Origin of the sequence: Modestobacter sp. VKM Ac-2983 (genome assembly GCF_026967885.1) — a bacterium.
Classification (GTDB): domain Bacteria; phylum Actinomycetota; class Actinomycetes; order Mycobacteriales; family Geodermatophilaceae; genus Modestobacter.
The window spans coordinates 194,244-218,290 of the sequence record NZ_JAPVBK010000004.1 but is presented as its reverse complement, the minus strand read 5'-3'; the positions used below and the strand labels follow the sequence as shown (position 1 = coordinate 218,290).

Annotated in this window: 34 protein-coding genes; 15 read left to right on the top strand and 19 right to left on the bottom strand. The window is 72.5% G+C overall.

Annotation, left to right across the window (positions count from 1 at the left end):
- Positions 1-208: 208 nt before the first annotated feature.
- Entirely contained in the window at positions 209-502 is a 294-nt protein-coding gene (locus O2W18_RS21790; protein ID WP_442929150.1) for a hypothetical protein, read from the top strand.
- A 256-nt stretch (positions 503-758) separates the two neighbouring features.
- Here the strand turns inward: O2W18_RS21790 and O2W18_RS18260 are convergent, their stop codons facing one another.
- From O2W18_RS18260 to msrA, 4 genes are all read right to left on the bottom strand, one after another.
- The gene (locus tag O2W18_RS18260) at positions 759-1,541 is read right to left on the bottom strand and encodes a hypothetical protein (RefSeq protein WP_269188856.1); all 783 of its coding nucleotides are present in this window, start codon (positions 1,539-1,541) and stop codon (positions 759-761) included.
- On the bottom strand, positions 1,538-1,849 hold the full coding sequence (locus tag O2W18_RS18255) for a PadR family transcriptional regulator (protein WP_269188855.1): 312 nt from the start codon (positions 1,847-1,849) through the stop codon (positions 1,538-1,540). The genes O2W18_RS18260 and O2W18_RS18255 overlap by 4 nt, the downstream gene beginning before the upstream one ends.
- Positions 1,850-2,590: 741 nt before the next feature.
- Positions 2,591-3,505 (bottom strand): haloalkane dehalogenase, encoded by a 915-nt coding sequence (locus tag O2W18_RS18250; protein ID WP_269188854.1) that lies wholly within the window; start codon positions 3,503-3,505, stop codon positions 2,591-2,593.
- A 56-nt stretch (positions 3,506-3,561) separates the two neighbouring features.
- Positions 3,562-4,215, bottom strand: coding sequence for a peptide-methionine (S)-S-oxide reductase MsrA (msrA, locus tag O2W18_RS18245; RefSeq protein ID WP_269188853.1), 654 nt, complete (start codon positions 4,213-4,215; stop codon positions 3,562-3,564).
- A 55-nt stretch (positions 4,216-4,270) separates the two neighbouring features.
- Here msrA and O2W18_RS18240 point away from each other — a divergent pair, with 55 nt between their 5' ends.
- From O2W18_RS18240 to O2W18_RS18215, 6 genes are all read left to right on the top strand, one after another.
- The gene (locus O2W18_RS18240; protein WP_269188852.1) at positions 4,271-5,053 is read left to right on the top strand and encodes an SDR family NAD(P)-dependent oxidoreductase; all 783 of its coding nucleotides are present in this window, start codon (positions 4,271-4,273) and stop codon (positions 5,051-5,053) included.
- Positions 5,050-6,072 (top strand): NADP-dependent oxidoreductase, encoded by a 1,023-nt coding sequence (locus O2W18_RS18235; protein ID WP_269188851.1) that lies wholly within the window; start codon positions 5,050-5,052, stop codon positions 6,070-6,072. The genes O2W18_RS18240 and O2W18_RS18235 overlap by 4 nt, the downstream gene beginning before the upstream one ends.
- 131 nt (positions 6,073-6,203) lie before the next feature.
- A complete protein-coding gene (locus tag O2W18_RS18230) occupies positions 6,204-6,404 on the top strand; it encodes a hypothetical protein (protein ID WP_269188850.1) in 201 nt (66 codons plus the stop codon).
- Between the two features lie 25 nt (positions 6,405-6,429).
- The gene (locus tag O2W18_RS18225; protein ID WP_269188849.1) at positions 6,430-7,158 is read left to right on the top strand and encodes an alpha/beta hydrolase; all 729 of its coding nucleotides are present in this window, start codon (positions 6,430-6,432) and stop codon (positions 7,156-7,158) included.
- Between the two features lie 114 nt (positions 7,159-7,272).
- Positions 7,273-7,650 (top strand): hypothetical protein, encoded by a 378-nt coding sequence (locus tag O2W18_RS18220; RefSeq protein WP_269188848.1) that lies wholly within the window; start codon positions 7,273-7,275, stop codon positions 7,648-7,650.
- A gap of 159 nt (positions 7,651-7,809) precedes the next feature.
- Positions 7,810-8,100 carry a hypothetical protein gene (locus tag O2W18_RS18215; RefSeq protein WP_269188847.1) on the top strand — a complete coding sequence of 97 codons (291 nt, stop codon included), beginning with the start codon at positions 7,810-7,812 and terminating at the stop codon, positions 8,098-8,100.
- A gap of 524 nt (positions 8,101-8,624) precedes the next feature.
- Here O2W18_RS18215 and O2W18_RS18210 read toward each other — a convergent pair.
- The 3 genes from O2W18_RS18210 to O2W18_RS18200 all read right to left on the bottom strand — a co-directional run bounded on the left by O2W18_RS18210 (position 8,625) and on the right by O2W18_RS18200 (position 10,180).
- A complete protein-coding gene (locus O2W18_RS18210) occupies positions 8,625-9,017 on the bottom strand; it encodes a VOC family protein (protein ID WP_269188846.1) in 393 nt (130 codons plus the stop codon).
- Positions 9,014-9,310, bottom strand: a complete 297-nt coding sequence (locus O2W18_RS18205) for an ArsR/SmtB family transcription factor (RefSeq protein ID WP_269188845.1) — start codon at positions 9,308-9,310, stop codon at positions 9,014-9,016. The genes O2W18_RS18210 and O2W18_RS18205 overlap by 4 nt, the downstream gene beginning before the upstream one ends.
- 111 nt (positions 9,311-9,421) lie before the next feature.
- Positions 9,422-10,180, bottom strand: a complete 759-nt coding sequence (locus tag O2W18_RS18200) for a MerR family transcriptional regulator (protein ID WP_269188963.1) — start codon at positions 10,178-10,180, stop codon at positions 9,422-9,424.
- Between the two features lie 94 nt (positions 10,181-10,274).
- Here O2W18_RS18200 and O2W18_RS18195 point away from each other — a divergent pair, with 94 nt between their 5' ends.
- Both O2W18_RS18195 and O2W18_RS18190 read left to right on the top strand, forming a co-directional pair.
- On the top strand, positions 10,275-10,748 hold the full coding sequence (locus tag O2W18_RS18195) for a DUF6194 family protein (RefSeq protein WP_269188844.1): 474 nt from the start codon (positions 10,275-10,277) through the stop codon (positions 10,746-10,748).
- An 11-nt stretch (positions 10,749-10,759) separates the two neighbouring features.
- Entirely contained in the window at positions 10,760-11,296 is a 537-nt protein-coding gene (locus O2W18_RS18190) for a putative immunity protein (protein ID WP_269188843.1), read from the top strand.
- Positions 11,297-11,299: 3 nt separating this feature from the next.
- On the opposite strand, the gene O2W18_RS18185 is transcribed toward O2W18_RS18190, so the two are convergent.
- The 4 genes from O2W18_RS18185 to O2W18_RS18170 all read right to left on the bottom strand — a co-directional run bounded on the left by O2W18_RS18185 (position 11,300) and on the right by O2W18_RS18170 (position 13,692).
- The gene (locus tag O2W18_RS18185; protein ID WP_269188842.1) at positions 11,300-11,680 is read right to left on the bottom strand and encodes a PIN domain-containing protein; all 381 of its coding nucleotides are present in this window, start codon (positions 11,678-11,680) and stop codon (positions 11,300-11,302) included.
- Positions 11,677-11,925, bottom strand: a complete 249-nt coding sequence (locus tag O2W18_RS18180) for a type II toxin-antitoxin system Phd/YefM family antitoxin (RefSeq protein ID WP_269188841.1) — start codon at positions 11,923-11,925, stop codon at positions 11,677-11,679. The genes O2W18_RS18185 and O2W18_RS18180 overlap by 4 nt, the downstream gene beginning before the upstream one ends.
- Positions 11,926-12,022: 97 nt before the next feature.
- Positions 12,023-12,871 (bottom strand): hypothetical protein, encoded by an 849-nt coding sequence (locus O2W18_RS18175; RefSeq protein ID WP_269188840.1) that lies wholly within the window; start codon positions 12,869-12,871, stop codon positions 12,023-12,025.
- Positions 12,872-13,149: 278 nt separating this feature from the next.
- Positions 13,150-13,692, bottom strand: coding sequence for an RNA polymerase sigma factor (locus O2W18_RS18170; protein WP_269188839.1), 543 nt, complete (start codon positions 13,690-13,692; stop codon positions 13,150-13,152).
- A 280-nt stretch (positions 13,693-13,972) separates the two neighbouring features.
- Here O2W18_RS18170 and O2W18_RS18165 point away from each other — a divergent pair, with 280 nt between their 5' ends.
- Positions 13,973-14,395, top strand: a complete 423-nt coding sequence (locus tag O2W18_RS18165) for a hypothetical protein (protein WP_269188838.1) — start codon at positions 13,973-13,975, stop codon at positions 14,393-14,395.
- Positions 14,396-14,414: 19 nt separating this feature from the next.
- On the opposite strand, the gene O2W18_RS18160 is transcribed toward O2W18_RS18165, so the two are convergent.
- Positions 14,415-15,437: a 1-aminocyclopropane-1-carboxylate deaminase gene (locus tag O2W18_RS18160; RefSeq protein ID WP_269188837.1), complete on the bottom strand. Its 1,023-nt coding sequence runs from the start codon at positions 15,435-15,437 to the stop codon at positions 14,415-14,417.
- Positions 15,421-16,080, bottom strand: a complete 660-nt coding sequence (locus O2W18_RS18155) for a GntR family transcriptional regulator (RefSeq protein WP_442929149.1) — start codon at positions 16,078-16,080, stop codon at positions 15,421-15,423. Before O2W18_RS18155 ends, O2W18_RS18160 begins: the two co-directional genes overlap by 17 nt.
- A 109-nt stretch (positions 16,081-16,189) precedes the next feature.
- Between O2W18_RS18155 and O2W18_RS18150 the strand changes: the two genes are divergently transcribed.
- Entirely contained in the window at positions 16,190-16,630 is a 441-nt protein-coding gene (locus O2W18_RS18150; RefSeq protein WP_269188835.1) for a rhodanese-like domain-containing protein, read from the top strand.
- A gap of 3 nt (positions 16,631-16,633) precedes the next feature.
- Here O2W18_RS18150 and O2W18_RS18145 read toward each other — a convergent pair whose 3' ends face one another.
- Positions 16,634-16,987, bottom strand: coding sequence for a winged helix-turn-helix transcriptional regulator (locus O2W18_RS18145; protein WP_269188834.1), 354 nt, complete (start codon positions 16,985-16,987; stop codon positions 16,634-16,636).
- A gap of 105 nt (positions 16,988-17,092) precedes the next feature.
- Between O2W18_RS18145 and O2W18_RS18140 the strand changes: the two genes are divergently transcribed.
- Positions 17,093-17,746, top strand: coding sequence for an FMN-dependent NADH-azoreductase (locus tag O2W18_RS18140; protein ID WP_269188833.1), 654 nt, complete (start codon positions 17,093-17,095; stop codon positions 17,744-17,746).
- A gap of 89 nt (positions 17,747-17,835) precedes the next feature.
- Here O2W18_RS18140 and O2W18_RS18135 read toward each other — a convergent pair whose 3' ends face one another.
- From O2W18_RS18135 to O2W18_RS18125, 3 genes are read right to left on the bottom strand one after another with little or no spacing between them, the layout of a single operon-like run.
- On the bottom strand, positions 17,836-18,561 hold the full coding sequence (locus tag O2W18_RS18135) for a GntR family transcriptional regulator (RefSeq protein WP_269188832.1): 726 nt from the start codon (positions 18,559-18,561) through the stop codon (positions 17,836-17,838).
- Positions 18,558-19,355: a glucosamine-6-phosphate deaminase gene (nagB, locus tag O2W18_RS18130; protein ID WP_269188831.1), complete on the bottom strand. Its 798-nt coding sequence runs from the start codon at positions 19,353-19,355 to the stop codon at positions 18,558-18,560. Before nagB ends, O2W18_RS18135 begins: the two co-directional genes overlap by 4 nt.
- A 2-nt stretch (positions 19,356-19,357) precedes the next feature.
- Positions 19,358-20,548: an N-acetylglucosamine-6-phosphate deacetylase gene (locus O2W18_RS18125; protein ID WP_269188830.1), complete on the bottom strand. Its 1,191-nt coding sequence runs from the start codon at positions 20,546-20,548 to the stop codon at positions 19,358-19,360.
- A 144-nt stretch (positions 20,549-20,692) separates the two neighbouring features.
- Here O2W18_RS18125 and O2W18_RS18120 point away from each other — a divergent pair, with 144 nt between their 5' ends.
- Complete coding sequence (locus tag O2W18_RS18120; RefSeq protein WP_269188829.1) at positions 20,693-21,202, top strand: PaaI family thioesterase; 510 nt, start codon at positions 20,693-20,695, stop codon at positions 21,200-21,202.
- A 100-nt stretch (positions 21,203-21,302) separates the two neighbouring features.
- Here O2W18_RS18120 and O2W18_RS18115 read toward each other — a convergent pair whose 3' ends face one another.
- The gene (locus tag O2W18_RS18115; RefSeq protein WP_269188828.1) at positions 21,303-21,815 is read right to left on the bottom strand and encodes a VOC family protein; all 513 of its coding nucleotides are present in this window, start codon (positions 21,813-21,815) and stop codon (positions 21,303-21,305) included.
- 112 nt (positions 21,816-21,927) lie between these two features.
- Here O2W18_RS18115 and O2W18_RS18110 point away from each other — a divergent pair, with 112 nt between their 5' ends.
- Positions 21,928-22,698 (top strand): Mut7-C RNAse domain-containing protein, encoded by a 771-nt coding sequence (locus O2W18_RS18110; protein WP_269188827.1) that lies wholly within the window; start codon positions 21,928-21,930, stop codon positions 22,696-22,698.
- On the opposite strand, the gene O2W18_RS18105 is transcribed toward O2W18_RS18110, so the two are convergent.
- Complete coding sequence (locus O2W18_RS18105; protein ID WP_269188826.1) at positions 22,655-23,254, bottom strand: ATP-dependent Clp protease proteolytic subunit; 600 nt, start codon at positions 23,252-23,254, stop codon at positions 22,655-22,657. The two genes, O2W18_RS18110 and O2W18_RS18105, sit on opposite strands and share 44 nt — an antisense overlap.
- 174 nt (positions 23,255-23,428) lie before the next feature.
- Between O2W18_RS18105 and O2W18_RS18100 the strand changes: the two genes are divergently transcribed.
- Entirely contained in the window at positions 23,429-24,037 is a 609-nt protein-coding gene (locus tag O2W18_RS18100) for a GNAT family N-acetyltransferase (protein ID WP_269188825.1), read from the top strand.
- Positions 24,038-24,047 lie beyond the last annotated feature (10 nt).

The following is a 24,047-nucleotide window of genomic DNA, read 5'->3' as shown; positions in this document are numbered from 1 at the left end:
CGACGAGCCCGTGGGGTGTGCCGGCACCGAAGATGAGGTCGATCGTCTCGCGTGCGGCGACGGCTTCCTCCTCGGCGCGGACGAACATGACCTCCTCGTAGGCGCCGAGGGCGGTCTCGATGTCGTCGCGGTGCGCGGCGATCGCCTGGCTGAGCTCGGCGCCGTCGAGCATGGCGACGTTCGCGCCCTCGCCTCCGGGGAGGGTCACGTGGGCGGCATCGCCGATCAGGGTCACGCCGGGGATCCGCTCCCACCGGTGGCGGTCAGGCAGCTGATGGATGCTGCGCAGGACCGGGGCGGAGTCGGCATCGGCGATGAGGGAGACGAGGGCGGGTGCCCAGTCGTCGAACTCGGCGGCGATGACCGCCTTCGTGGTGTCGGCGTCGGCGAAGTCGATGCCGGCGAACCACTCCAGCGAGCGGTCGAGGACGACGTAGGTGTGGATGCGGTTGCCCGCCTCGCGATGGGCGAGGAACCCGTTGACGGACTGCCCGGAACCTGACCGTCTTCGGGACGGTAAGCGCTGGCGCCCCTGCGGGTGCGGTTCACGATTGCCTCACCCGATGCGCCAGGAGAGCCGGCTCGATCTTCGAGAGCCCGCGGGTGATGGAAAGGTGCTTCGCGCGTGTCGCCCTGGCTGGTGGCACGCGTCGTGCGCGACTCAGCGACGGCAGGCGATCAGATCGAGACCAGTCCGACAACTGGCGGCGGAACGCTGTCGCCTCAACGCGGCACGTCGTCGGACTGGTTCACGTGCTTCAGCCGAAGACCCAGGAGAGGATCCCCACCGCAAGGTAGTAGGTGGGGATCATCAGGGCCGGCAGCAAGGCGATCCAGCCCGAGCGCTGGGCTGCCACGTTCGCTCGCGGCTCAGGGGCGAGGGGGGAGGTGACGAGATCGTCGGCGGAGTCACGAGTCAGCTCGCGGTACTCGAGCCAGGACAGGGCGAGCACCACCATGAAGAGGCCGATCGCGATCACTGCCGGTGATACCGGAACAACGGTCGCTGACGAAGTTCCACTGGCTGCTGCGACTCCGACACCAGCCGCGGCGACCACGGCGAAGAGGGCGAAGAGGGCGGTGCCCACCACCCAAGGGCGCGCCATCAGCGGGCGCAGCACTCGAGGTAGGCACAGCAGCGCGGCCGCGACCACGGCGAGACAGCCGAGCTGCACCAGGTTGTAGGTCAGTGGCTCACCACTGACCCAGTTTCGGATCGCAGCGGTGCCGACGAGCATGGCCAGCACCTGACCGGCGCCGAGAGCGGCGATGGTCCACACCCCGGACACGCGCTCGGGAGAGCTCTCCGCATCGATCTCCCGGGCGTATTCGGTGGGATCACCGAACGCTGCCGATGGGGATTCACCGGTCTCCGTGCAGTGGCCCTCCACCTCGCCCAGGCGCTCCCCGATCACCGGACCGGGGACGTCTCGCAGCCGCAGCTCGAGCACGAACGCACCGCACCACTCCTTGTGGGCCCGGACGAACGGACGCTCCCAAACCTCCTGCGGTGCGGCCTGCACGCCGGGGGACTCGCTCATGCTGAACTCCTTGAGGAGTGGGTGGAGTGGACGAAGGCGTCGCCGCCCGCGGCAAGGTGGACGCCGACCCGGGCCGAGAACGCCTCCCACCGGGTGAGGCCGTGCTCCAGCTCGGCGCGGCCGGCGTCGGTGAGGGTGAAGTACTTGCGCCCCGGACCGGTGTCACCGGTCCGCCAGTCGACGATGACCAGCTCGTTCTTCTCGAGCCGGGCCAGCAGCGGGTAGAGCGTGCCGCCCTTGATGTCGCCGAAGCCCGCGTCGGCCAGCCGACCGGCGATGGCATAGCCGTAGGTGGGCCCATCAGCCATGACTCGCAAGACGCACAGCTCGAGGACCCCGCGGAGCCACTCGCTGGGCTGCGGTCCGGTCGGCACACCTTGATAGTGCCTCTACTTAGAGCGCCTGTCTAGTAGCTGCTGACCGAACTTCCCGGCGCGTCTTGGGCCGGGACCGTCCGCCCGTCCGAACGAAGTCCGAGCTCGCCACGCCGCCCAAGAGCTCGAACGCCCGTTAGCGGACTGACCGGTACATCAGCGTTCTCGGCATGCAGAGCCGCCAGTAGCCCAAGGTGAGCGCTGCGTCCTGCCGCAGCCGACCGGCCGGCTACTGGCCGTTCTGCCGAGAGCAACCAGCGGAAACGGCCATCCTGCTCTGCGTGACCAGAAACGGGTTCCGAGACTGCAGCTCACAACCACCCGTTTCTCGGCCTCCTTGGGCACCCCTTGACTCGTCCGACGTTCGTGCAGGTCGACCGACGAGTCAACCGGCCCAGAAGCCGTGCCCGAAATCAACGGCCCGAATCGAAGGACCAGCGACGTTGATGGGCCGCTTCGGCTGCCCGCCGTCCCCACCAGTCCAGTCGCTCATTCCCCCGTGCGCCAGGCGTCCGCGGTCCCCTGGTCGTAGGACTGGGTGAAGCCGAACATCCAGGCGATCGGATCTCGACGAGTTGCCAGGCCTCGAACTGGCGGATGCCTGGTACGTCGAACTGCTGCGCGGTCAGCTCGACAGCGACGGTTCCCCGAGGTCCGTCCAGTCTTCGACTGGCGCTACCGGGGCGTGGCCGCGACCAGGTCGACGACCACCTGGGCCAGCTGTGGGCCGACGTCCTCCTGGAGGAAGTGCCCGCCCCCGGCCAGCGTGGTGTGCGGCATGCCCTGCGCGCCGGGCACCAGCTTCTGGAACACCGCGTCGCCGCCGCCGGTGATCGGGTCGCTGTCGGAGAACGCCGTCAGGAACGGCTTCTCCCAGGTGCGCAGCACACCCCAGGCGGCCCGGTTGGCCGCGGCCGCTGGGTCGTCGGGGCTCGTGGGCACCAGCGACGGGAACACCCGGGCGCCGGCCTTGTAGCGGCTGTCGGGGAACGGGGCGTCGTAGGCCGCCACCACCTCGGGCGCCATCTCCGTCGCCGTGCCGTTGGAGATGATCCGGCCCACCTGCATGTCCGTCATGCCGGCCGCCGCACGCTGCCAGGCCAGGAACGCCTCGCTCATCGGGTGGTCGCCGGTGGGCAGGCCGGTGTTGGCGACGACGACCCGGGCGAACCGGTCGGGGTGCTCGGCCACCAGGCGCAGCCCGAGCAGACCGCCCCAGTCCTGGCAGACGAGGGTCAGATCGGTGAGCCGCAGCTCCTCCAGCAGCGCCTGCCGCAGCCAGCCCACGTGCCGGGCGTACGTGTAGTCGGTCAGCTCGGTGGGCTTGTCGGAGCGGCCGAAGCCGACCAGGTCGGGGACGACGACGCGCAGCCCGGCCGCCGTCAGCACCGGGATCATCCGGCGGTAGAGGAACGACCAGGACGGCTCGCCGTGCAGCAGCAGCACCGTCTCGCCGTCGTCCGGGCCCTCGACGAGGACGGCGACCTGCAGCCGGCCGCCGTCCCCGTCGTCCACCTCGACGTACCGGGGCTCGTAGGCGAACTCCGGCAGGTCGGTGAACCGGTCCTCGGGTGTGCGCAGCGCGTCCATCACAGGCCTCCTCGACTGGCGGGACTCCGCCCGACGCTATCGAGGAGGCCCGGCGGCTAGACGCCGGGGAGGCCGACCGGGCAGCTGACGCCGGTGGAGTTCACCGGGCAGTAGCCGCCCGGCACCTTGTAGAGGTATTGCTGGTGGAGGCTCTCGGCGTAGAAGAAGTCACCGAGGGGGGCGATCTCGGTGGTGATCTCGCCGTAGCCGGCCGCCGTCAGGCGCTCCTGGAACACATCGCGGCTGACCGTGGCGGCCGCCTCCTGCTCCGGGCCCTGTGTGTAGACGGCCGAGCGGTACTGGGTGCCGATGTCGTTGCCCTGGCGCATGCCCTGGGTCGGGTCGTGCTCCTCCCAGAACTCCTTCAGCAGCCGGTCGTAGGAGATGACCGCCGGGTCGAAGACGACCAGCACGGCCTCGGTGTGCCCGGTGCGCGCCGAGCACACCTCCTCGTACGTGGGGTTCGGGGTGTACCCGCCGGCGTAGCCCGCGGCGGTCGAGTACACGCCCGGGGTCTCCCAGAACACCTTCTCGACTCCCCAGAAGCAGCCTGCGCCGAAGACGGCGGTCTGCAGGCCCGCGGGGAAGGGCGGCTGGATGCGGTTGCCGTTGACCGCGTGCACCTCGGGGACGCCGGGCAGCGGCTCGGAACGGCCGGTCAGGGCGTCCGCAGCGGTGACCGGCTGGGTCTTGGTGCGGGAGAAGAACATGTTGCGATCGTAGGTCCGCCCTGCGGGCTCGGTCGGGGTCAGCGAAGGTGGCCCGGTGCAGACGACACAGCAGACCGGAGATCAGTTGACGGGCCGGGTGGCCCTGGTGACCGGCGCGGCCAGCGGCCTGGGCCGCGCGGTCGCGGTCGCCCTGGCCGAGGCGGGGGCCACGGTCGCGCTCGGCGACGTCGACACCGACGGAGCGGAGAAGACCCGCGCCACGATCGGCCGGGACGCCGAGGTGGTCGCGCTCGACGTCACCGACGACGACGCCCGCCGCCGGGTGGTCGCCGACCTGTTCGCCCGGCACGGTGACGCCTTCGACCTGCTGGTCAACGTCGCGGGCATCGACCGCCCCGGCTACATCACCGACATCGACCTGGCCGACTACCGGATGGTGCAGGCGGTGAACTGCGAGGGCCCGGTCTTCCTGACCAGCGAGTTCCTCAAGACCGTCCAGCACCGCCCGGCCGACACCCTCGCCGACGTGGTGCACGTGACGTCGCTGTCCGCGGTGACCTCCGGCAGCGGCGCGATCGCCTACAACAGCTCCAAGGCCGCCTTCCGCAGCGCGACCCGGTGCATCCAGCGGGAGCTGCGGGAGAAGGGCACGGTCAGCGCGGACGGCACCGAGGTGCCCTTCCCGGCGCGGGTGCACAGCATCGTGCCGGCCGCGATGGACACCCCGATGATGGAGCGTTGGGGAATCCCGGCGCACCGGATGATGCCGCCGTCCGACGTGGCCCGGATGGTGCTCACCATGGTCACCATGCCCGACACCAGCTTCGTCCCCGAGGCGTTCGTGATCCCCCGCAACGAGCCGGACTTCCCCCGATGAGCGTCTCCGCGCGTGAGTGGCAGCTGCTCCGGCGCCCGCACGGCGAGCCCGCGGCCGAGGACTTCCGGCTGGTGACCGTCGACCGGCCCGACCCCGCGCCCGGTGAGGTCGTGGTGCAGACCATCGCGATGTCGGTCGACCCGTACATGCGCGGCCGGATGAGCGCCGCCAAGTCCTACGCCGCCAGCTGGGAGCTCGGCGAGACGATGCAGGGCGGGGCGGTCGGGCAGGTGGTCGCCTCACGGTCCGACGCCGTCCCCGAGGGCGCGCTGGTGCTGCACGGCCAGGGCTGGCGGGACGTCGCCGTCCTCCCGGCCACGCACGTCTCCGTCGTCGAGCCGCTCCCCGGCCTGCCGCTCTCGCTGTACCTGGGCGTGCTCGGTATGCCGGGTCTCACCGCCTGGGCGGGGCTGTTCCGGCTGGCCGACTTCCGCGAGGGGGACGCCGTCTTCGTCTCCGGCGCCGCTGGGGCGGTCGGCAGCCTGGTCGGCCAGTTCGCCCGGCTGCGCGGCGCATCGCAGGTGGTGGGCAGCACCGGGACGCCGGAGAAGGTGCGCTGGCTGCGCGAGGAGCTGGGCTTCTCCGCGGCGTTCGACTACCACGACGGCGCGGTCGCCGAGCTGCTCGGTGCCGCTGCGCCCGAGGGGATCGACGTGTTCTTCGACAACGTGGGCGGGGAGCACCTGGAGGCGGCGATCGGCGCCTTCAACACCTACGGGCGGGCCGCGCTGTGCGGGGCGATCTCCGGCTACAACGCTGTTGCTGCGCCTCCCGGGCCGCGGAACCTGGGGCTGATCGTCGGCAAGCGGCTGTCGCTCCGCGGGTTCATCGTCGGCGACCACGCCGACCTGCGGCCGGAGTTCATCGGTGCAGTGTCGGGGTGGCTGCGGGACGGCTCGGTCGTGGCCCGGGAGACGGTGGTCGACGGGCTGGACTCCGCCGTCGACGCGTTCCGGGCGCTGCTCAGCGGGGGGAACACCGGGAAGATGGTCGTCCGGCTGGCGCCCGACCCGTTCTGAGTCGGCTTCCATGATCACCTCGGGCCCATGGCTGTCTCCGGCCCACCGAGGCAGCCCTCAGGCCGTGGTGATCATGCGGAGGCTCGCGGCCGATCGGTTGACGGAGGCCGGATCCGGGCAGAGTGCTGATCATGTGGCTCTTCCTCACCCGCCGTCTCCGCATGTGGGTCATCCTCACCGTCATCGCTCCGCTGGCCACCAAGGTGCTGCGCAACCTGGGCCAGACCCTGGAGAAGCGCAGGGGCCCCTCGGCGATCAGCAACGGGCTGCTCAAGGCCGGTGACCTCGGCGAGAAGGCGCGTGTGAAGCTGGGCGGCAAGCGGCGCCGCTGACCGCAGCCACCACCCCGAGGACGACGTGACCGAATCCCCCAGCCCCGACGCCGACCGCCCCGACCCTCGCTCCCCCGAGCTGGAACAGCGGCGGGCGGTCGGGGAGACCCGGGGCATCGCCCTCTTCTGTCACGGCGGAACCCCCGCCAGCATCGAGCCGCCGAAGACCCGGGCGCTCTCATTGGTCCGGATGCGGGCCTTCGAGCAGTACGTGCACGCCACCACCGCCGACCAGGGCATCGCCACCGCGCTGCTGCGCTACCGGGTCGCCGGCTGGAACGGGGAGGCCGCCGACGCCTACCAGGACGTCCGCTGGGCGATCGCGCAGCTGCGCGAGGAGCACGGCACCGACGTCCCGATCGTGCTGGTCGGGCACTCGATGGGCGGCCGGGCCGCGCTCCGGGCGGGCGGGGAGCCCTCGGTGACCGCGGTCTGCGCCCTGGCCCCGTGGACCCCACCCGGCGAGCCGGTGATGCACCTGGGTGGTCAGACCGTGGTGATCCTGCACGGGCGCGGCGACCGCTGGGTGCCCCCGCGGCTGTCCGCGGAGTTCGCCGTCCGGGCCCGCCGGGCGAAGGCCCGGGTCGCCCGGTTCACCATCGTAGGCGGGCACGGCATGGTCCGGCGGTCCCAGCGCTGGCACCGCTTCGCCCGGGACGTCGTCCTGGCCGGGACCGGGCTGGCGCCCATGCCGGAGGCGATCGCCGAGGCCCTGGCCCAGCCCAGCCCCGAGGGCCTCGCCGTCCCGCTCTGACGCTGGAACGGGCCTCGAGGTCCGCCACCTGTCCCAACCCGAAGAACTGACGCGAGGCACCTCGTGGTGCTCACTGGCCTGTCGTCGGCCGAGTGGCTGAGCCACGATGCACAGATGCCAGCAACTGCCCGGGAATCGACCGGTGACGCTGTCCAGGCGCCTCCCGACCGAACTCGACTGCTGATCCCACTGGGGCTGTCCGCCTTCTTCCTCGCGCTCCAGGCGGCCCTGACCGACTACAGCCACATGGACTCGGGAGCGGCCGGTCGGTTCTGGCTCGCCGTCGGCTGTCTGCTGCTGGTGGCCGTCTACCGGGCGCGCAGTCGGGTGGCTCGCGGGGTGATCGTCGTGAGCGCGTTCGTCGGCGTGGTCATCTACGGCCTGGTCACACTGACCGACTCCTACGCCGTTCTCGTGGCGCTCAGCTTCCTCGGCCAGGCACTGCCCTTGCTGACGAAGCCGGTGCGCCAGCACGTCCGGCGCCACGACTGACCAACTGGGTCTCCACGGACAGGAGGTGGACTTGCCGGCGCCCCACCGAGAGCCGGGGCCGAGAGCCTCGACAGGCGGATCCTGTACGTCAGCCAGCCGCTCGCACGCCGATCGGTGTCACTGAGGAGGATCCCCAGAGATCCCGGGCATGCTGGAGTCATGGACGTCCCGTCCCTGCTCGCCTTGGCTCCGTTGCCCATCGGTGCGGTCGTCGTCGTCATCGCGCTCGCCGCAGGCATCTTCGAGACCCCCCGGCGGCGGGGCGTCCTCCCCTTTGCGCTGTCCGGTGCGGCACTGCTGGTGATCTGGATGGTGCTCGGCTACCGCAGCGGGGTACGCGCCGACGAGACCGGCACCTCCGGCAGTGTCTTCTCAGATGCAGGATGGCTGGTCGCAGCAGTGGCGAGCAGCATCTGCTCGCTGGCATTGCAGCTACGTCCTCGACGGTAGTTCCGGACGTGCCACCTGCCGACCAGCTGAGATGACGCCAGAGAACAGCCAGCCGCCCTACGTCGCGGACCATTGTCGGCAGGTCAGTCTGAGTGGAACGTGCGCGATTCTCCATCCGACCTCCGGTGGTGCCACGTCAGGGCGAACGACAACGCATCATCCGGTGCGTGGAGGGCTGCTGGGTGAGGGACTGGCAAGCTGCGGCGCATGGGTGGCCGACGTCTCTTCCGGCGGCGGCAGGGATCCCTGCCCCTTGCAGCTGTGGGCCTGATCCTGTTGACCAGCGGTTGCTCCGGGGCCACGACGAGCACCGCCATACCGCCTGGACCAACTGAGCCGTACCTCCACGCGCCCGACGCCCAGTCGTCGGAAGCAGTGCCGGTACCCGCCGCTGGCGAGGTGGGCGGTGCCACTCCCTGGCTCACGACGACGACCGCACCGTTGCCCTCGTCGCCTCAGCCCGCGCCGGGGGTTCACGATCGGCTCAGTCGTCCAGGTCCCGCCGCGCCACCGAGTCCTGACCTCTAGGACTTCATGGTGGCGAGCTGGATCAGGTTGCCGCAGGTGTCGTCGAGGACGGCGGTGACCACCGGCCCGAAGTCGGTGGGCTCCTGGGTGAACTCCACGCCCAGCGCCTTGAGCCGCTCGACCTCGGCGTACACGTCGTCGACGGCGAACTGGGTGAACGGGATGCCATCGGCGACCAGGGCCTCTTTGAAGGGGCCGGCCGCAGGGTGGCCGGTCGGCTCCAACAACAGCTCGACACCGTCAGGATCGGCTGGGGAGACCACGGTGAGCCAGCGGTGCTCACCGACGGGCACATCGGTCTTCGCGATGAAGCCCAGCTTGTCGGTGTAGAAGGCGAGCGCTGTGGCCTGGTCGTCGACGAACACGCTGGTGATGTTGATCCGGATCACGGCTCGGGGTCCTCTCGGTGGATGGGCCACCGCTCGACGATCGAGCGCAGCGGGCTCGTGTCGATGTGGTGGAACTTGTATCGGCCCTGCCGCCGGGTGTGCACCAGCCCGGCCTGTTCGAGTACCGCAAGGTGCTGCGAGATGGCCTGACGCGACGAGGTCAGGCCGTGCTTCATGGTCAATCGGCCGCAGATCTCGAACAGCGTCTGACCGTCCCGGTCGATCAGCTCGTCCAAGATCGTGCGTCGTGTGGCGTCACCCATGGCCCTGAAGAGGTCCGAGTCGGCGTCCACAGGCACAGGTATAGGGAAGTGCTCACTTGCCTGTCAAGGGCTGTCGGCACGGGTCATCGCTCGTCGTCTCAGGATCGAGTGCTGGAACCAGGACGCGACCCCGCCGAACCATCACTCCGTTCGCCCCGAAGGATGTCGGCGGCCTGGTGCACCGGGTAGGTGATCTGCAGCCCGGACACGGTGCGCGCCGGGCGGTGGCCAGGCGACCTTCGACAGGCATGCTGTGCCCTTCAGCAGGGCTGTGGACCTGTTCGTCAGCGTGGACTCCCGGTCGCCCAGGGCTGCCGTGACCCGGGCGGATCGCCCAGCGCGCCGCAATTCGGGCAGCAGGCGGCGGATCGCGGGGATGCGGTATCCGGCGGCCCGCAGCTGCTGGACGACGCGGGCATCGCGCACGTGTTCGGGGCTGTACCGCCTCGCCGCACGTGCCCCCTGGCGGTCGGCGGTGAGCAGGCCTTCGACCTCCCAGTGCCGCAGCGCCGAGGGGCGCATCCCCAGCGCTTCGGCCAGCTCGGTGATCCCCATCGCGTCGGCGGGCCGCGTCGGCAGGACCGGTTCCGCGGCGAGGTGGTCGAGCGCGCGACGGGTCTGCTCCAGCAGCGAGCGCTCGTGGTGCAGCTGCGCGTGGGCGGCATCCAGCAGCGCCAGCGCCGTCGCCACCTCTCCCCGGAGGTAGGCCCGCAGGACCGCCTTGGCGGCCACCGGTCCCATCCCCACGGCGAACGCGCGGTAGGCGCGGCCGGCGTCCAGGTGCTGCTCCGTGTAGCGCCGGTAGCCGCTGTCGGTGCGGTCAGCGACCGGGAGCACTCCCTGCGCTTCCAGGTCACGCACCAGCTGCACCGAGCAGCCCAGAGCACGCGCGACGTCCACCGGCCGCAGAACGGCCCGTTGGAGGGTTTGGCCCTGCCGCTCGCTCACTGGTGCAGCAAAGTCTCCACTAAGACTTCACTGCAACCCTGGAGCAATGACCGAAGACGACGTCATCACCCATGTCACCGCACTGGAGGGGGTGGTGGTCTGGAGAGCATCTCCGGGCGACGGATCACCCGAGATCGCCTGGGGCGACTCCTTCGTCTACTACTCCCCCGACGGCACGGTTCCCGCGGCCACCCAGCCCTTCGCCACCATCGTGACCAAGGACTACCCCGACGACGTCAGCAGCCAGCTGCACCGCCCCGGGACCTACCGCGTCAACATCCACGCCGGCACGGACGCCGCCGCCCGGGCCCTCGCCCAGCAGCAGGACACCGAGCACACCGGTGCGCAACCGGGCGGGAGCGAACTCGCCGCTGCCGACGCGCTGCGTCCCCACCCGACCTACGGCCGCGCGGGCTGGCTGGCCGTCATCAACCCCGGCGAGCGCACCACGGCCCTCACGCGCGCACTGCTGACGGCCGCGTGGGAGAGCGCGCGGTCCCGGTACCAGCGGTCGAGCTGAGCGAGGACCACGTGCCCAGCCCCCAGACGCTCAGTGAAACCGACCGGCGACTCCTCGCCGGCTGGGCCGCCGACTGCGCCGAACACGTCCTGCCGCTGTTCGAGGCCGACGCACCCGATGACGACCGCATGCGCGACGCCATCGTCCGCACCCGGGCCTTCGGCCGGGGCGAACTCGACACCGCAGGAGAGATCCGCCGACGCTTCCTCGCCGGTCGAGCAGCCGGCGCGGTCACCTCACCCGCCGCTGCTGCGGCGGCCCGAGCCGGGGCGCAGGCGGCCGCCGTCGCCCACATGGGCGCGCATGCCCTCGGCGCAGCCGCGTACGCCGCCAAGGCCGCCGGGCTCGCGGCACCTGAGCAACCCGAGGCCGTGCTCCACGAAGTGCACTGGCAGCTGCACCGCCTGACGGCACCGACCCGGACGGCCCTGCGACAACTGCCGCCGCTGGGCGAGGACTCGGCCGGCCCTCTCGGCTCGGGACTCCTCGCCACCGGCATCCTGGCAGACGTCATCCGGCGCATCCAAGCCGACACCGCGGCGCGATGAACGTCAGATTGTGACGACCTCGACGAGTTCGTCCGCCCCCTGCAGATCGGCCGCGTTGCGGGTGTAGAGCCGTGCGCCGTGGGCGTGCGCGGTCGCGGCGATCAGCAGGTCCATCGCCCGGGCACGCGGTCGACGCCCTGCCGCGACCACCGCTGCGGCCAGCTGCCCGTAGCTGGCCGCGACGGACTCGTCGACGGGCAGGGCGTCGAACCGCCCCTGCAGGACGGACAGGCGGCGCAGCCGCTCGGCCCGCACCGCCGGGTCGGCGGCGATGAGCACACCGAAGTGCAGCTCGGCCAGCGTCACGGAGCTGACGGCCAGTTCACCGGCCAATGGGCCGACGTCCCGGGCGATGACGACGCTGGTGTCCAGGACAGCCCTCACCGCGGCACCCACGGGTCGCTGACCTCCCCGTCGACGAGCTCACGGTCTTGCTGCCACGTCGGGTCGGCGGGTCCGGAGAACAGCTCCTCGACGTCGGCCCACGAACGCCAGGTGCGTGCGTTGGCGGGAATGAGACGAACACTGGGACGGCCGGCGACAGTGACGGTGACCTCTTCCCCAGCCTCGACCCGTCGAATGAGGTCGGAGGCCTGCTGGCGGAGCTCACGGATCCCGACAGTGGCCATGACCGGCAAGGTAGCACTTGTGCTACTCGGATGCCGAGATGCACGAAGGCTCCGCGCCGGGCTCTGGCGTCCTCTCGGGACGGCCCGGCCGCCACCGTCAGGGCGTGTAGGTCACCTGGTCGGCGATCTGCACCACTTGCTCGGAGGTGAGGCCTTCCGGCGCCTCCACCACGAAGGTCCTCCCCCCGGGCAGCAGCGCCTGGAGCACCCAGCCGTGCTCGCCGCCGCCCCCATGGTCGGTGCGGGCGAGCTGAGCAGGCTGCCCCTGAACGGTGACGTCTTCGACCGTCCCGTCCCGCCTGCTGCCTACGCTCGGCAGTTGCTCGTCGATGGAAATCACCTCGTCGGCGGACAGCAGTTGGACGGTCAGGCCCAGGGACGGGTCGGTGTCATCGGCCAGGCGCACGATCCGACCGTTGTCCTTGAAGAAGTCGAGGCTGTACCCGGCCGGAGCCAGGTGCAGTTGCACCGGCATGCCCAGGGGGTCGTCGACCAGGTCTGCGGCGATCCCCGTCAGCAGGTCTCGCTGGGCGTACCGGCCCTGCGCCTGGATCGTCACCCACTGTCCCGGCCGGCGTTCCCAGGTAAGACCAGCGATCGCTTCGTCCTGGGTGGGAGCGACGATCACCGCGGGTGAGCCGTTGATGGTGATGTCCTCGGCCACCGACCCGGGGAAGCTGACCGGGCCGTCGGGGGATCCGGACTCGGTTCCCACGCTGATGTTCACGAAGTCGAGGGGGCTCTCGGTGCTCGTGTAGGTCATCGAGGTCCCGCCGGCAGAGTCGGCGCCCAAGGTAGGAGCCGCGGTCCCCGGCGGCGGCGTAGGCAAGGTCAGCGACTGGGTCGGCAGGTCGAAGTCGACCAGCCTGATGCTGTCTGTCTGCGCGACCTGGTTCGGGAGTAGAGCGGCATTGTCGGGTTCGGCGACCAGCAGTGCCGCCGTCACGGCAGCCGCGGTAGCAAGTACCGCTGTACCGGTTCGTAGGACGCCTCGGCGGCCCGGGCGCCGGCGGCCCACCGCGGTGGCGCCGCGGCGTCCGCGGGCGTCCTCCACGAGCTGCCGGGCCGCTAGCACCGACGCAGGCTCCGGCTGGGCGCTCGGGGCGGTCGCGGTTCTGGAGGCGGCCGCGATCTCCTCGAGCAAGGCGGCTCGAGCAGTGCGGAGTGCGGTGGCCGTGAGCGGGGTGGCCGCGGGGCCAGCGTCGCGGAGCAGGGTGATCTCGTTCATCGGATCTCCTCAGCGGGAAGGGCGTCGGCCAGGACGGCGCGGGTCTGACGGCGGGCGCGATGCAGCCGCGAGCGGACTGTGCCGATCGGCACGTCCAGAACGGCGGCGATCTCCTCGTAGCTCAACTGCTCCCAGGCAAACAGCAGAAGGACGTCGCGGTCAGCGGCCTTGAGACCGGCCAGCGCAGCTGCGATCGGACCGCGCAGCGCCTGGGCGGCCAGCCGGTCGGAGAGATCGTCGTCGTCGGCCGGCAGCGAAGGCGCAGGCAGAGCGGTGCGGCCGAGCGCCCGCAAGCGACGTTGTTCGGTCCGCTGCTGGCCGTGGACCAGGTGGGTGGCGATGCCCAGCAGCCAGGGGCGGACCTCGACGTGCTCGGCGCGGTAGGCAGCGCGGCGGCGGAACGCAACGAGAAACGTCTCGCTCAGCAGATCGTCGGCCACGTCGCCCACCCGTCGGCTCAGGTAGCGGTGCACCGCCGGGGCGTGGCGGTCGAAGAGCATCGCGAACTGCCCCGGGTCGGTGACCGACCCCACGATCACGTGCTCGTCGCTGAGCGGCTGCCCGGGCGCCCGGAGGATGGAGGACGCTCCTCCCGGAGGATGGTCACTCATGAGTGCCGCCTCGCGAGCACATTGCGGGAAGGCCCCTCGCGTTCGATGGGATGTGTGGTGGTCACACCCGTACATGTCCGCAGACCCGAATCGGGTTCGCGGCGGGAGTGGCCGTGCTCAGCAGCGGTCACTCCGCTGCTGCTGCGCCACAGCCGTCAGGCCCTCGTCGGGAGGGGCGGAGGGGGCTGCTCCGATGTCATCCAGGGCGATGTCCCGGTACCGGTTGATCGGCGCGCCCATCGTCGAGTCGACGTTGTTGGGCACACTTGCCGGAGCGACGGCCCAGCTCCTCCTGCCCGGCGCGTCCGTCGACAATCTCGTCAATGGCGTCGTGCCCGGCTTCGCGCTGGGGCTCGTGGCGGGAGTGTTGCTCGCCGGAGTGACTCATCACGTCGACGGCAAGCGCTCTGACCTCAGGGGGCACGCTGCGCCGTCGTTCCCCCTGGTGGCCGGTGCCTGCGTGCTCTCCTTCTTCGCCATGGCGGCGGCGACCTCGAACCCGCAGATCTCATGGCCGGGGCGCATCGTCTTCTGCGCTGAAGTGGCCACAGCGTCTGGCTGGGTCACGTACCGAGCTCTGCGGTCTCAGGAGCATCAGGCGCGCAGCGTGCGAAGTCGGCGCCCCCGGTGACCTCGCCAGCTCAGCGGCGTCAGGAGAAGAGGGCGCTGTAGCCGTTCAGCGCGGGCTGGCCGCCGAGGTGGGCGTAGAGGACGGTGGACGACCGGTCGATCTCGCCCCGGCCGACCAGGTCGATCGTCGCGGCCATCGACTTCCCCTCGTACACCGGGTCGGTGACCATGCCCTCGGTGCGGGCGGCCAGCTCCATCGCCCGGATGGTCGTCGCATCGGGGATGCCGTAGATGCCGGCGTGGTAGCGCTCGTCGAGCTCCACGTCGTCCAGGGTGAGCTCGCGCTGCAGCCCGATCGCCGACGCCGTCCGCTGTGCGATCCGCAGCACCTGGTCCCGGGTCTCCGCCGGCTTGGCCGAGGCGTCCACCCCGAGCACCCGGCGCGGCCGGGCGCCCTGCTCCTCCAGCTGCGCGAAGCCGGCGACCATGCCGGCCTGCGTCGAGCCGGTCACCGAGCAGACGACGACGGTGTCGAAGAAGACCCCGAGCTCCGCCTCCTGGGCGGCCACCTCGTGCGCCCAGTTGGCGAAGCCCAGCCCACCGAGCGGGTGGTCCGACGCCCCGGCCGGGATCGGGTAGGGCTTGCCGCCGGCGTCGGTGATCTCCCGGAGCGCGGTCTCCCAGCTCTCCTTGAACCCGATGCCGAACCCGGCCTTGACCAGCCGGACGTCAGCGCCGGCCAGCCGGGAGATGAGGATGTTGCCGACCTTGTCGTAGACGGCGTCCGGCCAGTCGACCCAGCTCTCCTGCACCAGCACGCACTTCAGCCCGAGGTGCGCGGCGACCGCGGCGACCTGGCGGGTGTGGTTGCTCTGCACGCCGCCGATCGACACCAGCGTGTCGCAGCCCTGGGCCAGCGCGTCGGCGACCAGGTACTCCAGCTTGCGGGTCTTGTTGCCACCGAAGGCGATGCCGGAGTTCACGTCCTCCCGCTTCGCCCACACCGCCGCGCCGCCCAGGTGCGCGGTCAGCCGGTCGAGCCGGTGCACCGGCGAGGGGCCGAAGAGCAGGGAGTGGCGGGGGAAGTCAGCAAGGCTGGCCATCGGTGGTCTCCTCCAGTTGGGACAGCAGCGCCGTCCAGATCTCGGTGGTGGTCGCGACGGCGGTGTCGGCGTCGGCTGCCGCGCAGGCGGCGATCAGGCGGTCGTGCAGGGCGACCGAGCCCTCGCCGTGGGCGGCGAACCGCTGCCGCTCCAGCCGGCGGATGGCCGGGGTGAAGCGGCCGACGGTGGCGGTGAGCGCGGCGTTCCCACAGCGGGCCAGCAGGACGTCGTGCAGCTCGTCGTCGGCCTCCATCGCGGCGTCGACGTCGCCGGACCGCAGCGCGGCGGCGAACCGCTCGTTGGCCGCCCGCATCGCGGCGACGTCCGCGGCGGTGACCCGGCCGACGGCCTCGCGCACCGCCAGCTCGTGCATCGCCCGGACGACGACGGCGGCGTCGCGCACCTGCTCGAGCACCAGCGGCGTCACGCGGGTGTGGCTCTGCGGCTTGGCCTCCACCAGCCCCTCGTCGGTCAGCCGGGCGAGTGCGGCGCGCACCGGGGCCACCGAGAGACCGAGCCGGCTGGCGAGCACCGCGTCCTTCACCACCGTCCCGGGCGGGAGGTCGCCCGCCACGATCGCGTCGCGGATCCGGGTCAGCGCCTGGTCGCGCAGCAGTACCCGCGGGACGGGGTCGAGGGCCACGATTGACATCTGACATGTCAGGGGCCTGGGATGTCAAGGGCCGGATCGCTGCGGCCGCCGGCAGGGTGGGCGCTGTTCGGCCCGGAGCACGGCCGCCACCATCGACGGCATGGCCTGGACGACCGACCCAGCCGATGCCGCCGCCCACTTCGCCCGGCGGCTGGCCGTGGAGACCGACGTCTCCGACGTCCACGCCGCACTGGAGTCCGGCCGGCCCGGCTTCGTGCTGGTCGACACCCGCAGCGCGGAGTCCTGGGCGCAGGGGCACGTGCCCGGCGCCGTCCACCTGCCCGGACGGGAGATCGCCGGGCGGGCGGCGGCCGAGCTCGACCCCGGCGTCCCGGTGGTGGCGTACTGCTGGGGGCCGGGCTGCAACGGTGCCACCCGCGCGGCGCTGACCCTGGCCCAGCTGGGCTACCGGGTGCGGGAGATGATCGGCGGATTCGAGTACTGGGCCCGGGAGGGCCTGCCGGTGGAGACCGCGACCGGGATCACCCGCCCGGCGGTCGACCCGCTCACCGCCCCAGCAGGGGTCAGCTGCGGCTGCTGAGCCTCAGTGCCGGCCCGCACACGACTGCGCGGGGAGGCTCTCGCGGGCCCAGGTGGTCAGCTGCTCGAGCACCGGCGTCAGGGACCGGCCCGCGTCGGTCAGCTGGTAGCTCACCGCCACCGGCGGCCCGTCGTCGACGGTGCGCTGGATCAGCCCCGCCGCGGCCAGCTCGGTCAACCGGTCGGAGAGCACGGAGTCGCTGATCCCGCCCACGGCCCGACGGAGCCCGGTGAACGTCGCCGGCCCGCCGGCGAGCACGCCGATGATCAGCCCGTTCCACCGCTTGCCGAGGAAGCCGAACGCGCGTGCCAGCGCGTCGTCGCACGCCTCCGGCGTGTGCACCAGGTCCTCGGCCACCCGGTCATCGTAGGACCGCCACCTCTCGTGCCCCTGCGGTCGAAGTGCTAGCTTTCCCGAAGTGCTAGCAATCAGCTAGCTACTAGCTCTGAGGGAGTACTTGCCATGTCGCTGTTCCGTCTGGACGCCAGCATCCGGGTCGAGGGGTCGGCCAGCCGCGAGATCGCCGACATCGTGGAGCGCGAGTGGCGGGCCGGGAACCCCGACGCCCCGGTCACCCGCCGGCACATCGGCACCGAGCCGCTGCCGGCCGACGCGTGGGGTGCAGCCGTCGCCGGCTCCTACCTCCCGGCCGAGCAACGGACGCCGGAGCAGACCGGCGCGCTGGCCCTCGCGACGACGCTGACCGACGAGCTCGTCGACGCGGAGGCCCTGCTCTTCGCCGTCCCGCTGTACAACTTCGGCGTCTCCCAGCACGTCAAGACCTGGGTCGACCTGGTGATCACCGACCCGCGGATGGGCCCGCGGGCCGAGCCACCGCTGGCCGGCAAGCCCGCCGTGCTGGCGGTGGTGCGCGGCGGCAACTACAGCGCGGGCACCCCCCGCGAGGGCTGGGACCACGCCACCTCCTGGCTGCGGCGCATCCTGGCCGACGTCTGGCAGCTGGACCTCCGGGTGGTCGAGCGGGACTTCACCCTGGTCGGGGTCAACCCGGCGCTGGACTCCTTCACCGAGCTGGCCGCCGAGCTCAAGGCCACCGCCGAGCGGGAGGCCGCCGAGCACGGCCGGCTGCTCAGCAGCACCCGCGTCGCCGCCTGAGGCATGACGTCCGCACCCGGCTCAGCGCAGCGCCGGGGGCGGGTCGTCGGAGAGCTCGTCCACCGCGAGGGTGCAGTGCCCCGGGTCGCTCATCCCTGCCCCGGCCCGACGGTCATCGCCACCTCGTACCGGTCACCGCGGTAGGTCGACAGCGCGTGCTCGACCGGCCGGCCCGCGCTGTAGGAGACCCGGTCGAACACCAGCACCGGGCGGGACGGCGGCACCCCCAGCAGGACGGCGCACTCACGGTCGGCCTCCGCCGCCCGCACCGTCTGCTCGGCCCGCTCGATCACACAGCCGTACCGCTCGGCGAACAGCGTGTAGAGCGAGCCGGTGAGGTCGACCTCGTCCAGGTCGGGCGCGACGGCGACCGGGTACCAGCCGTCGTCGACCGACATCGGCTGGTCGTCGGCCAGCCGCAGCCGGCGCACGTGCCAGGCCCGCTCCCCCGCGGCCAGCTCCAGCGCAGCCCGGGTCATCTGCGGCGGCACGGCGCGGGCGATCGCCAGGACGACGGTGCTCGGCCGCAGCCCGAGCCGGCGCATGTCGGAGTGGAAGGAGGCCAGGTGCAGCCGGGACCGCGCGGGCCGCTCGGCCACGAAGGTGCCCTTGCCGCGCACCCGCACCAGCACCCCCTCGCTGACCAGCTGGCCGATCGCCTCGCGCACGGTGATCCGGCTGACCCCGTGCTCGACGCACAGCTGGCGCTCCCCGGGCAACGGGGTGCCCGCCGGGAGCCGGGTGGCCAGCTCGGTCAGCCGGCCGCGCAGCTGCTCGTGCTTGGGCACCACCCCGTCGACGATCAGCGCAGTCACCACCTCTGGTCGGTCAGCTTGTGGCCGAGCACGTAGCGGTAGTAGTCGGCCCGGGCCAGCTGGGCACCGGCCGCCTCGTCGACGACGAGGGTGACGTGCCGGTGCAGCTGGAGCACCGACGCCGGGCAGGACGCCGTCAGCGGCCCCTCCACCGCGGCGGCGATCGCGGCCGCCTTCGCCTCCCCGGTCGCCACCAGCACCAGGTGCTCGGCGCCCAGGATCGTGCCCAGCCCCTGGGTGATCACATGCCGGGGCACCGCGGCGACGTCGTCGCCGAAGAACCGCGCGTTGTCGGACCGGGTCTGCTCGGTGAGCGTCTTGACCCGGGTGCGGCTGGCCAGCGACGAGCCGGGCTCGTTGAACCCCAGGTGCCCGTTGGCGCCGATGCCCAGCACCTGCACCGCCACCGGCCCGGCGGCCAGCAGCTGCGCCTCGTAGTCCAGGGCGGCCTGCAGCGGGTCGGTGGCCGCGCCGTCCGGGCCGTGCACCACCGCCGGGTCCAACCCGAGCTCGTCGGTCAGCTCCCGGCGGATCACCTCGCGGTAGCTCTCCGGGTGGCCGGCGGGCAGACCCACGTACTCGTCGAGCAGGAACGCCTGCACGCCGTCGAAGGACAGCCCCTCCTCCTGGTGCCGGCGCAGCAGCTCACGGTAGGCGAGCAACGGCGAGGACCCGGTGGCCAGGCCGAGCACCACCGGCCCGCCCCGCTCCAGTGCGGCCAGCACCGACCCGGCGACCGCGTCGGCGACGACTCGCCCGCAGTCCTCGGGGCTGGGCAGCAGGACGACCTCCACGGTCAGCTCTCCTCTCGGTGCACCCACACGCCGGCCCGCAGGACGGCGGTGGGGTTCAGGTACAGGTCGGTGACGAGCACGTCGGCCCGTCGGCCCGGGACCAGCTCGCCCACATCCTCGCGGCCCAGCAACCGGGCCGGGGTGGCGGTCGCCGAACGGACGGCATCGGCGAGTGGAACTCCAGCTGCCACCGTCGACCGGACGACGTCCACCAGCCGGGCGGTGCCGCCGGCGATCGCCCCCGTTCCCCCGGCGAGCCGGGCGACGCCGTCGCGCACCTCGACCGGCAGCGAGCCGAGGCGGTAGCTGCCGTCCGCCATCCCGGCGGCGGCCATCGCGTCGGTGACCAGCGCGATCGCCCCCGGACCGACCAGGGCGAAGACCGTCGCCACCGTCTCCGGTGCCAGGTGCACGCCGTCGCCGATCAGCTCGACGACGAGCTCGCCGCGCGCGGCGGCGGCGAGGCAGGCGGCGACCGGGCCCGGCGCCCGGGACAGCAGCGGCGGCATGCCGTTGAACAGGTGGGTGGCCGACAGCGGGCCGCCAGGGGCAGCCGACCGGATCGCGGCGGTGACCTCGGCGGCGGCGGCGTCGGTGTGCCCGAAGCTGGGCAGCGCCCCGTGCGCGCGCAGCAGGTCGACCAGTTCGGCCCGGTGCGCGGTCTCCGGCGCCAGGGTCATCGAGACGACCGTCCCCCGCCCGAGGGTCAGCAGCTCGGCCAGCAGCGCCGGGTCCCCCGGGACGAGTGCAGCCGGGTCCTGGGCGCCGCAGCGGGCGGCGGAGAGGAACGGTCCCTCCAGGTGCACCCCGGCCAGCTCGCCGGCCTCGACCAGCGGGGCGAGCACGGTCAGCCGCTCGCGCAGCACCGCCGCCGGGGCCGAGACCAGGCTGGCCACCAGCGTCGTCGTCCCGTGGACCCGGTGGTGGGCGGCCGCGGCGCGTGCCCCGGCGACGTCCGCGTCGGGGAAGCCGTGCCCGGCGGCCCCGTGGCAGTGCAGGTCGACCAGCCCGGGCAGCAGCAGCGTCCCCGGCGCAGGGGCGGGCAGCGCACCGGTCCAGTCCCGGGCCGGGCCGGCGAACGCGACCCGGTCTCCGGCGACGGCGAGCACCGCGTCGTCCACGACCGAGCCGCCGGTGACCAGCCGGCCCCGCAGCACGGGGCCACCCGGCTCTGCTCCGCTCAGGATCGCCACGCTCCACGGCTCAGGCCCGACCAGGCGCCTGCGATGCACCCGGCACTGGTAATGACCAGTACTGGCAGGATCGTCCGCGCTCCGGGACGGTGTCAACTCCCCCACGCCGGACCGGTCGTCGAGGGCCCGCGCTAGCGTCCGGCCGTGACCGATCGGATGAGGACCTTCGCCTGGGGCGACCCGATGGAGACCGCGACGGCCGCCCGCACCGCCGCCGGGCTGGACGTGCTGCGCGCCGTGGTGGCCGGGGAGCTCCCCGGGCCGCCGATCGCCGACACGCTCGGGTTCGACCTGATCGAGGTGGAGCCGGGCCGCGTCGTCTTCGCGTTCGAGCCGGCCGAGTACCACTACAACCCGATCGGCTCGGTGCACGGCGGCGTCTACGCCACGCTGCTCGACTCGGCCACCGGCTGCGCCGTCCACTCGATGCTGCCGGCCGGCGTGGGCTACACCAGCCTGGACCTGACGGTGAAGTTCCTCCGCGCGATCACCCTGGACACCGGCCGGGTGACCTGCGTCGGCACGGTGACCCACCTGGGCGGCCGGACGGCGCTGGCCGAGGCCCGCTTGCTCGACGCGGACGAGCGGCTGCTCGGCACCGCGAGCAGCAGCATCCTGGTCATCCGCCCGCAGCCCGGGACCCAGGTCGGCTGAGGCCCCGCCGTCCTCGACTGCGCAGTTGCGGTCGCCCCGCGCGGCGTGTCGGCCCGTGTCGGCGACCGCAACTGCGCACTCGGCGCGCGCCCGGGCGTAGTCAGACCGGGACGCTGACGCCCACGCCGCCCTTCGTCTGCGCGCCGTAGCGGGCGATCTCGGCGTCCAGGTCGAGTGGGCGGGTGGTCGCGCCCAGCGCCTGGACGTCCGGGGTGATTAGGTCGGCCGGCAGCAGCCAGGAGACCTCGAACTCGATGCCGTCGGGGTCCCGGGCGTACAGCGCCTTCGTGGTGGCGTGGTCGGATGCCCCGGCCAGCGCCCCGGCGTCGGCCAGCGCACTGCGGATCCGGGCCAGCTCGGCGAGGGTGTCGACCTCCCAGGCCAGGTGGTACAGCCCCACCGTGCTGCGCCCGGCGCCGGAGGGGCCGGCCTGCTCCCCGACCGCGAACAGGCCCAGATCGTGGTCGTTCGTCGACCCCTCGGCCTGCAGGAACACCGCCCGACCGGGCATCTCGGTCGTCACCCGGAAGCCGAGGACGTCGCGGTAGAAGGCGGTGCTGCGGTCGACGTCCCGGACGAAGAGGACGGCGTGGTTCAGGCGCTGGACGGGCACGGTGCACTCCTGGGATCGGTCGAGGCACCCAGTCTGCGCCGCATTACTTGATTGTTCAAGCAAACCGCCCCGGCGGTGTGACTCGTCCGGAGCAGGGGGTAGAGCCCCGGACGTGACCGGGCCAGCGATGCGGCGCGACGTCGTCGTCCGGCTGGACCCGGAGCTGCGGTGGCTGCTCGCGCCGCGGTCCCGGTCCGCCGGCGAGCGACGGCTGCCCTTCGACCCCGATGCGACCGTCGGGCACCTGGTGCAGGCGGCCGGTGTCCCGCTGACCGAGGTCGGCCCGGTGGTGGTCGACGGAGTGGAGGCGACGTCCGCCGCCCGGCCCGGGCCCGGCGCCGTCCTGGAGGTGCGGCCGGTCGGCCGGCCCCAGCCGGTCCCTACCGGGGGTTTCCTGCTGGACGTCGGGCTCGGCGGGCTGACCCGGCGGCTCCGACTGCTCGGCCTGGACGCCGCCTGGCGCAACGACGCCGACGACCCCGAGCTGGTGGCGCAGGCGGCGGCCGAGGACCGCGTGCTGCTGACCCAGGACCGGGGGCTGCTCATGCGCCGGGCGCTGCCGCGCGGGGCCCTGGTGCGCGGCAGCGGCACCGCCGACCAGCTCGCCGACGTCCTTCAACGGTTCGCCGTCGTCCTGGCGCCGCTGACCCGGTGCACCACGTGCAACGGCGAGCTGCGGCCGGCGCCCAAGGCGGAGGTGGCCGACCTGCTGGAGCCGGGCACCCGCCGCACCGTCGAGGAGTTCCCCCGGTGCACCCGGTGCGGGCAGGTCTACTGGCGTGGCGCGCACGCGGCCCGGATGGACGAGCTCGTCGCCGGTGCGGTGCCCACAGCCCCGGTCACCCCGGCAGGGCCGACGCGTCGCGGAGCACACGGTCGATGAGGCCGTAGTCCCGCGCCTGGACCGCGGTGAACCAGCGGTCCCGGTCGGAGTCCCGCTCGACCTGGTCGACGTCCTGGCCGGTGTGGTGCGCCTGCAGCTCGTTCAGCTGCCGCTTGAGCCGCCCGAGCATCTCGGCCTGGATCCCGATGTCGGCCGCGGTGCCGCCCAGCCCGGCCGAGGGCTGGTGCATCATCACCCGCGCGTGCGGCAGGGCGTACCGCTTGCCCGCGGCCCCGGCGGTGAGCAGGAACTGCCCCATCGACGCGACCATGCCCATCCCGTAGGTGGCCACGTCGCAGTCGACGAACTGCATGGTGTCGTAGACGGCCATTCCTCCGGAGACCGAACCGCCCGGGGAGTTGATGTAGAGGTGGATGTCCCGGTGCGGGTCCTCGGCGGACAACAACAGCATCTGTGCGGCGATCTGATTGGCGATCACGTCGTCGACCTCCTGCCCGAGGAAGACGATCCGCTCCCTCAGCAGCCGGTCGTACACGGCGTCTCCCAAGGTCGACGCGGTGCTGGTCGCTGCTGCTCGGAGCTGTTCGCTGGTCATCGGTGGTTCTCCTGCCGGCCGTCGGAATGGACGAGGACCACTCAAGTGCCCGACAGTCGGACAAGTCGACACAGAATGGCTCTTTGCGCAGTCGGCACAATTCTTGCGCTCTCCGCGAATGGCGGTTGACAGCTCGCCCGGCGGCGGCGGTCCTGCCCGTGGTCTGATCCTCGGGTGAGCGAACCCCCCGTCGTGCGGAAGGCCACCCGCGCCGACGTCCCCCGGCTGGCCGCCACGCTGGCCGTCGCCTACCCCGACTACCGCTGGACCTCCTGGGCGCTGCCCGAGGACGGCCGCACCCAGCGGCTGTCCCGCTGGGCGGAGCTGTGGGGCGCGCTGGTGCCGGTGCTGGGCGGGACGGCCTGGGTGACGGACGACGTGAGCGCGGCCGCCGCCTGGGTCGCCCCCGATGCCGGGGAGCACGCCGCCGACCTGCAGGCGGTCATCGACCGCGACCTGCCGCGGGTGTTCGGTGCCCGCCAGCCGGTCGTGCTGGCCAGCGAACGGCTCGGCGCGCTCGGCCGCCCGGACGAGCCGCACTGGTGGCTGCACGCCGTCGGCACCCGGCCCGCCGCCCGGCACCAGGGGCTGGGTGCGGCGGTGCTGCAGCCGGTGCTCGAGCGCTGCGACGCCGACGGGGTGCCGGCCGCGGCGACGGTCTACACCTCGACCGTCGTCCGGTGGCTGCAGCGGTCGGGCTTCGCCGTCACGCACTCGACCCGGACGGCCGTCGACCACGAACTGCCGATCTGGACCATGGTCCGCCAGCCCACGCGCACCTGAGACGACGCAG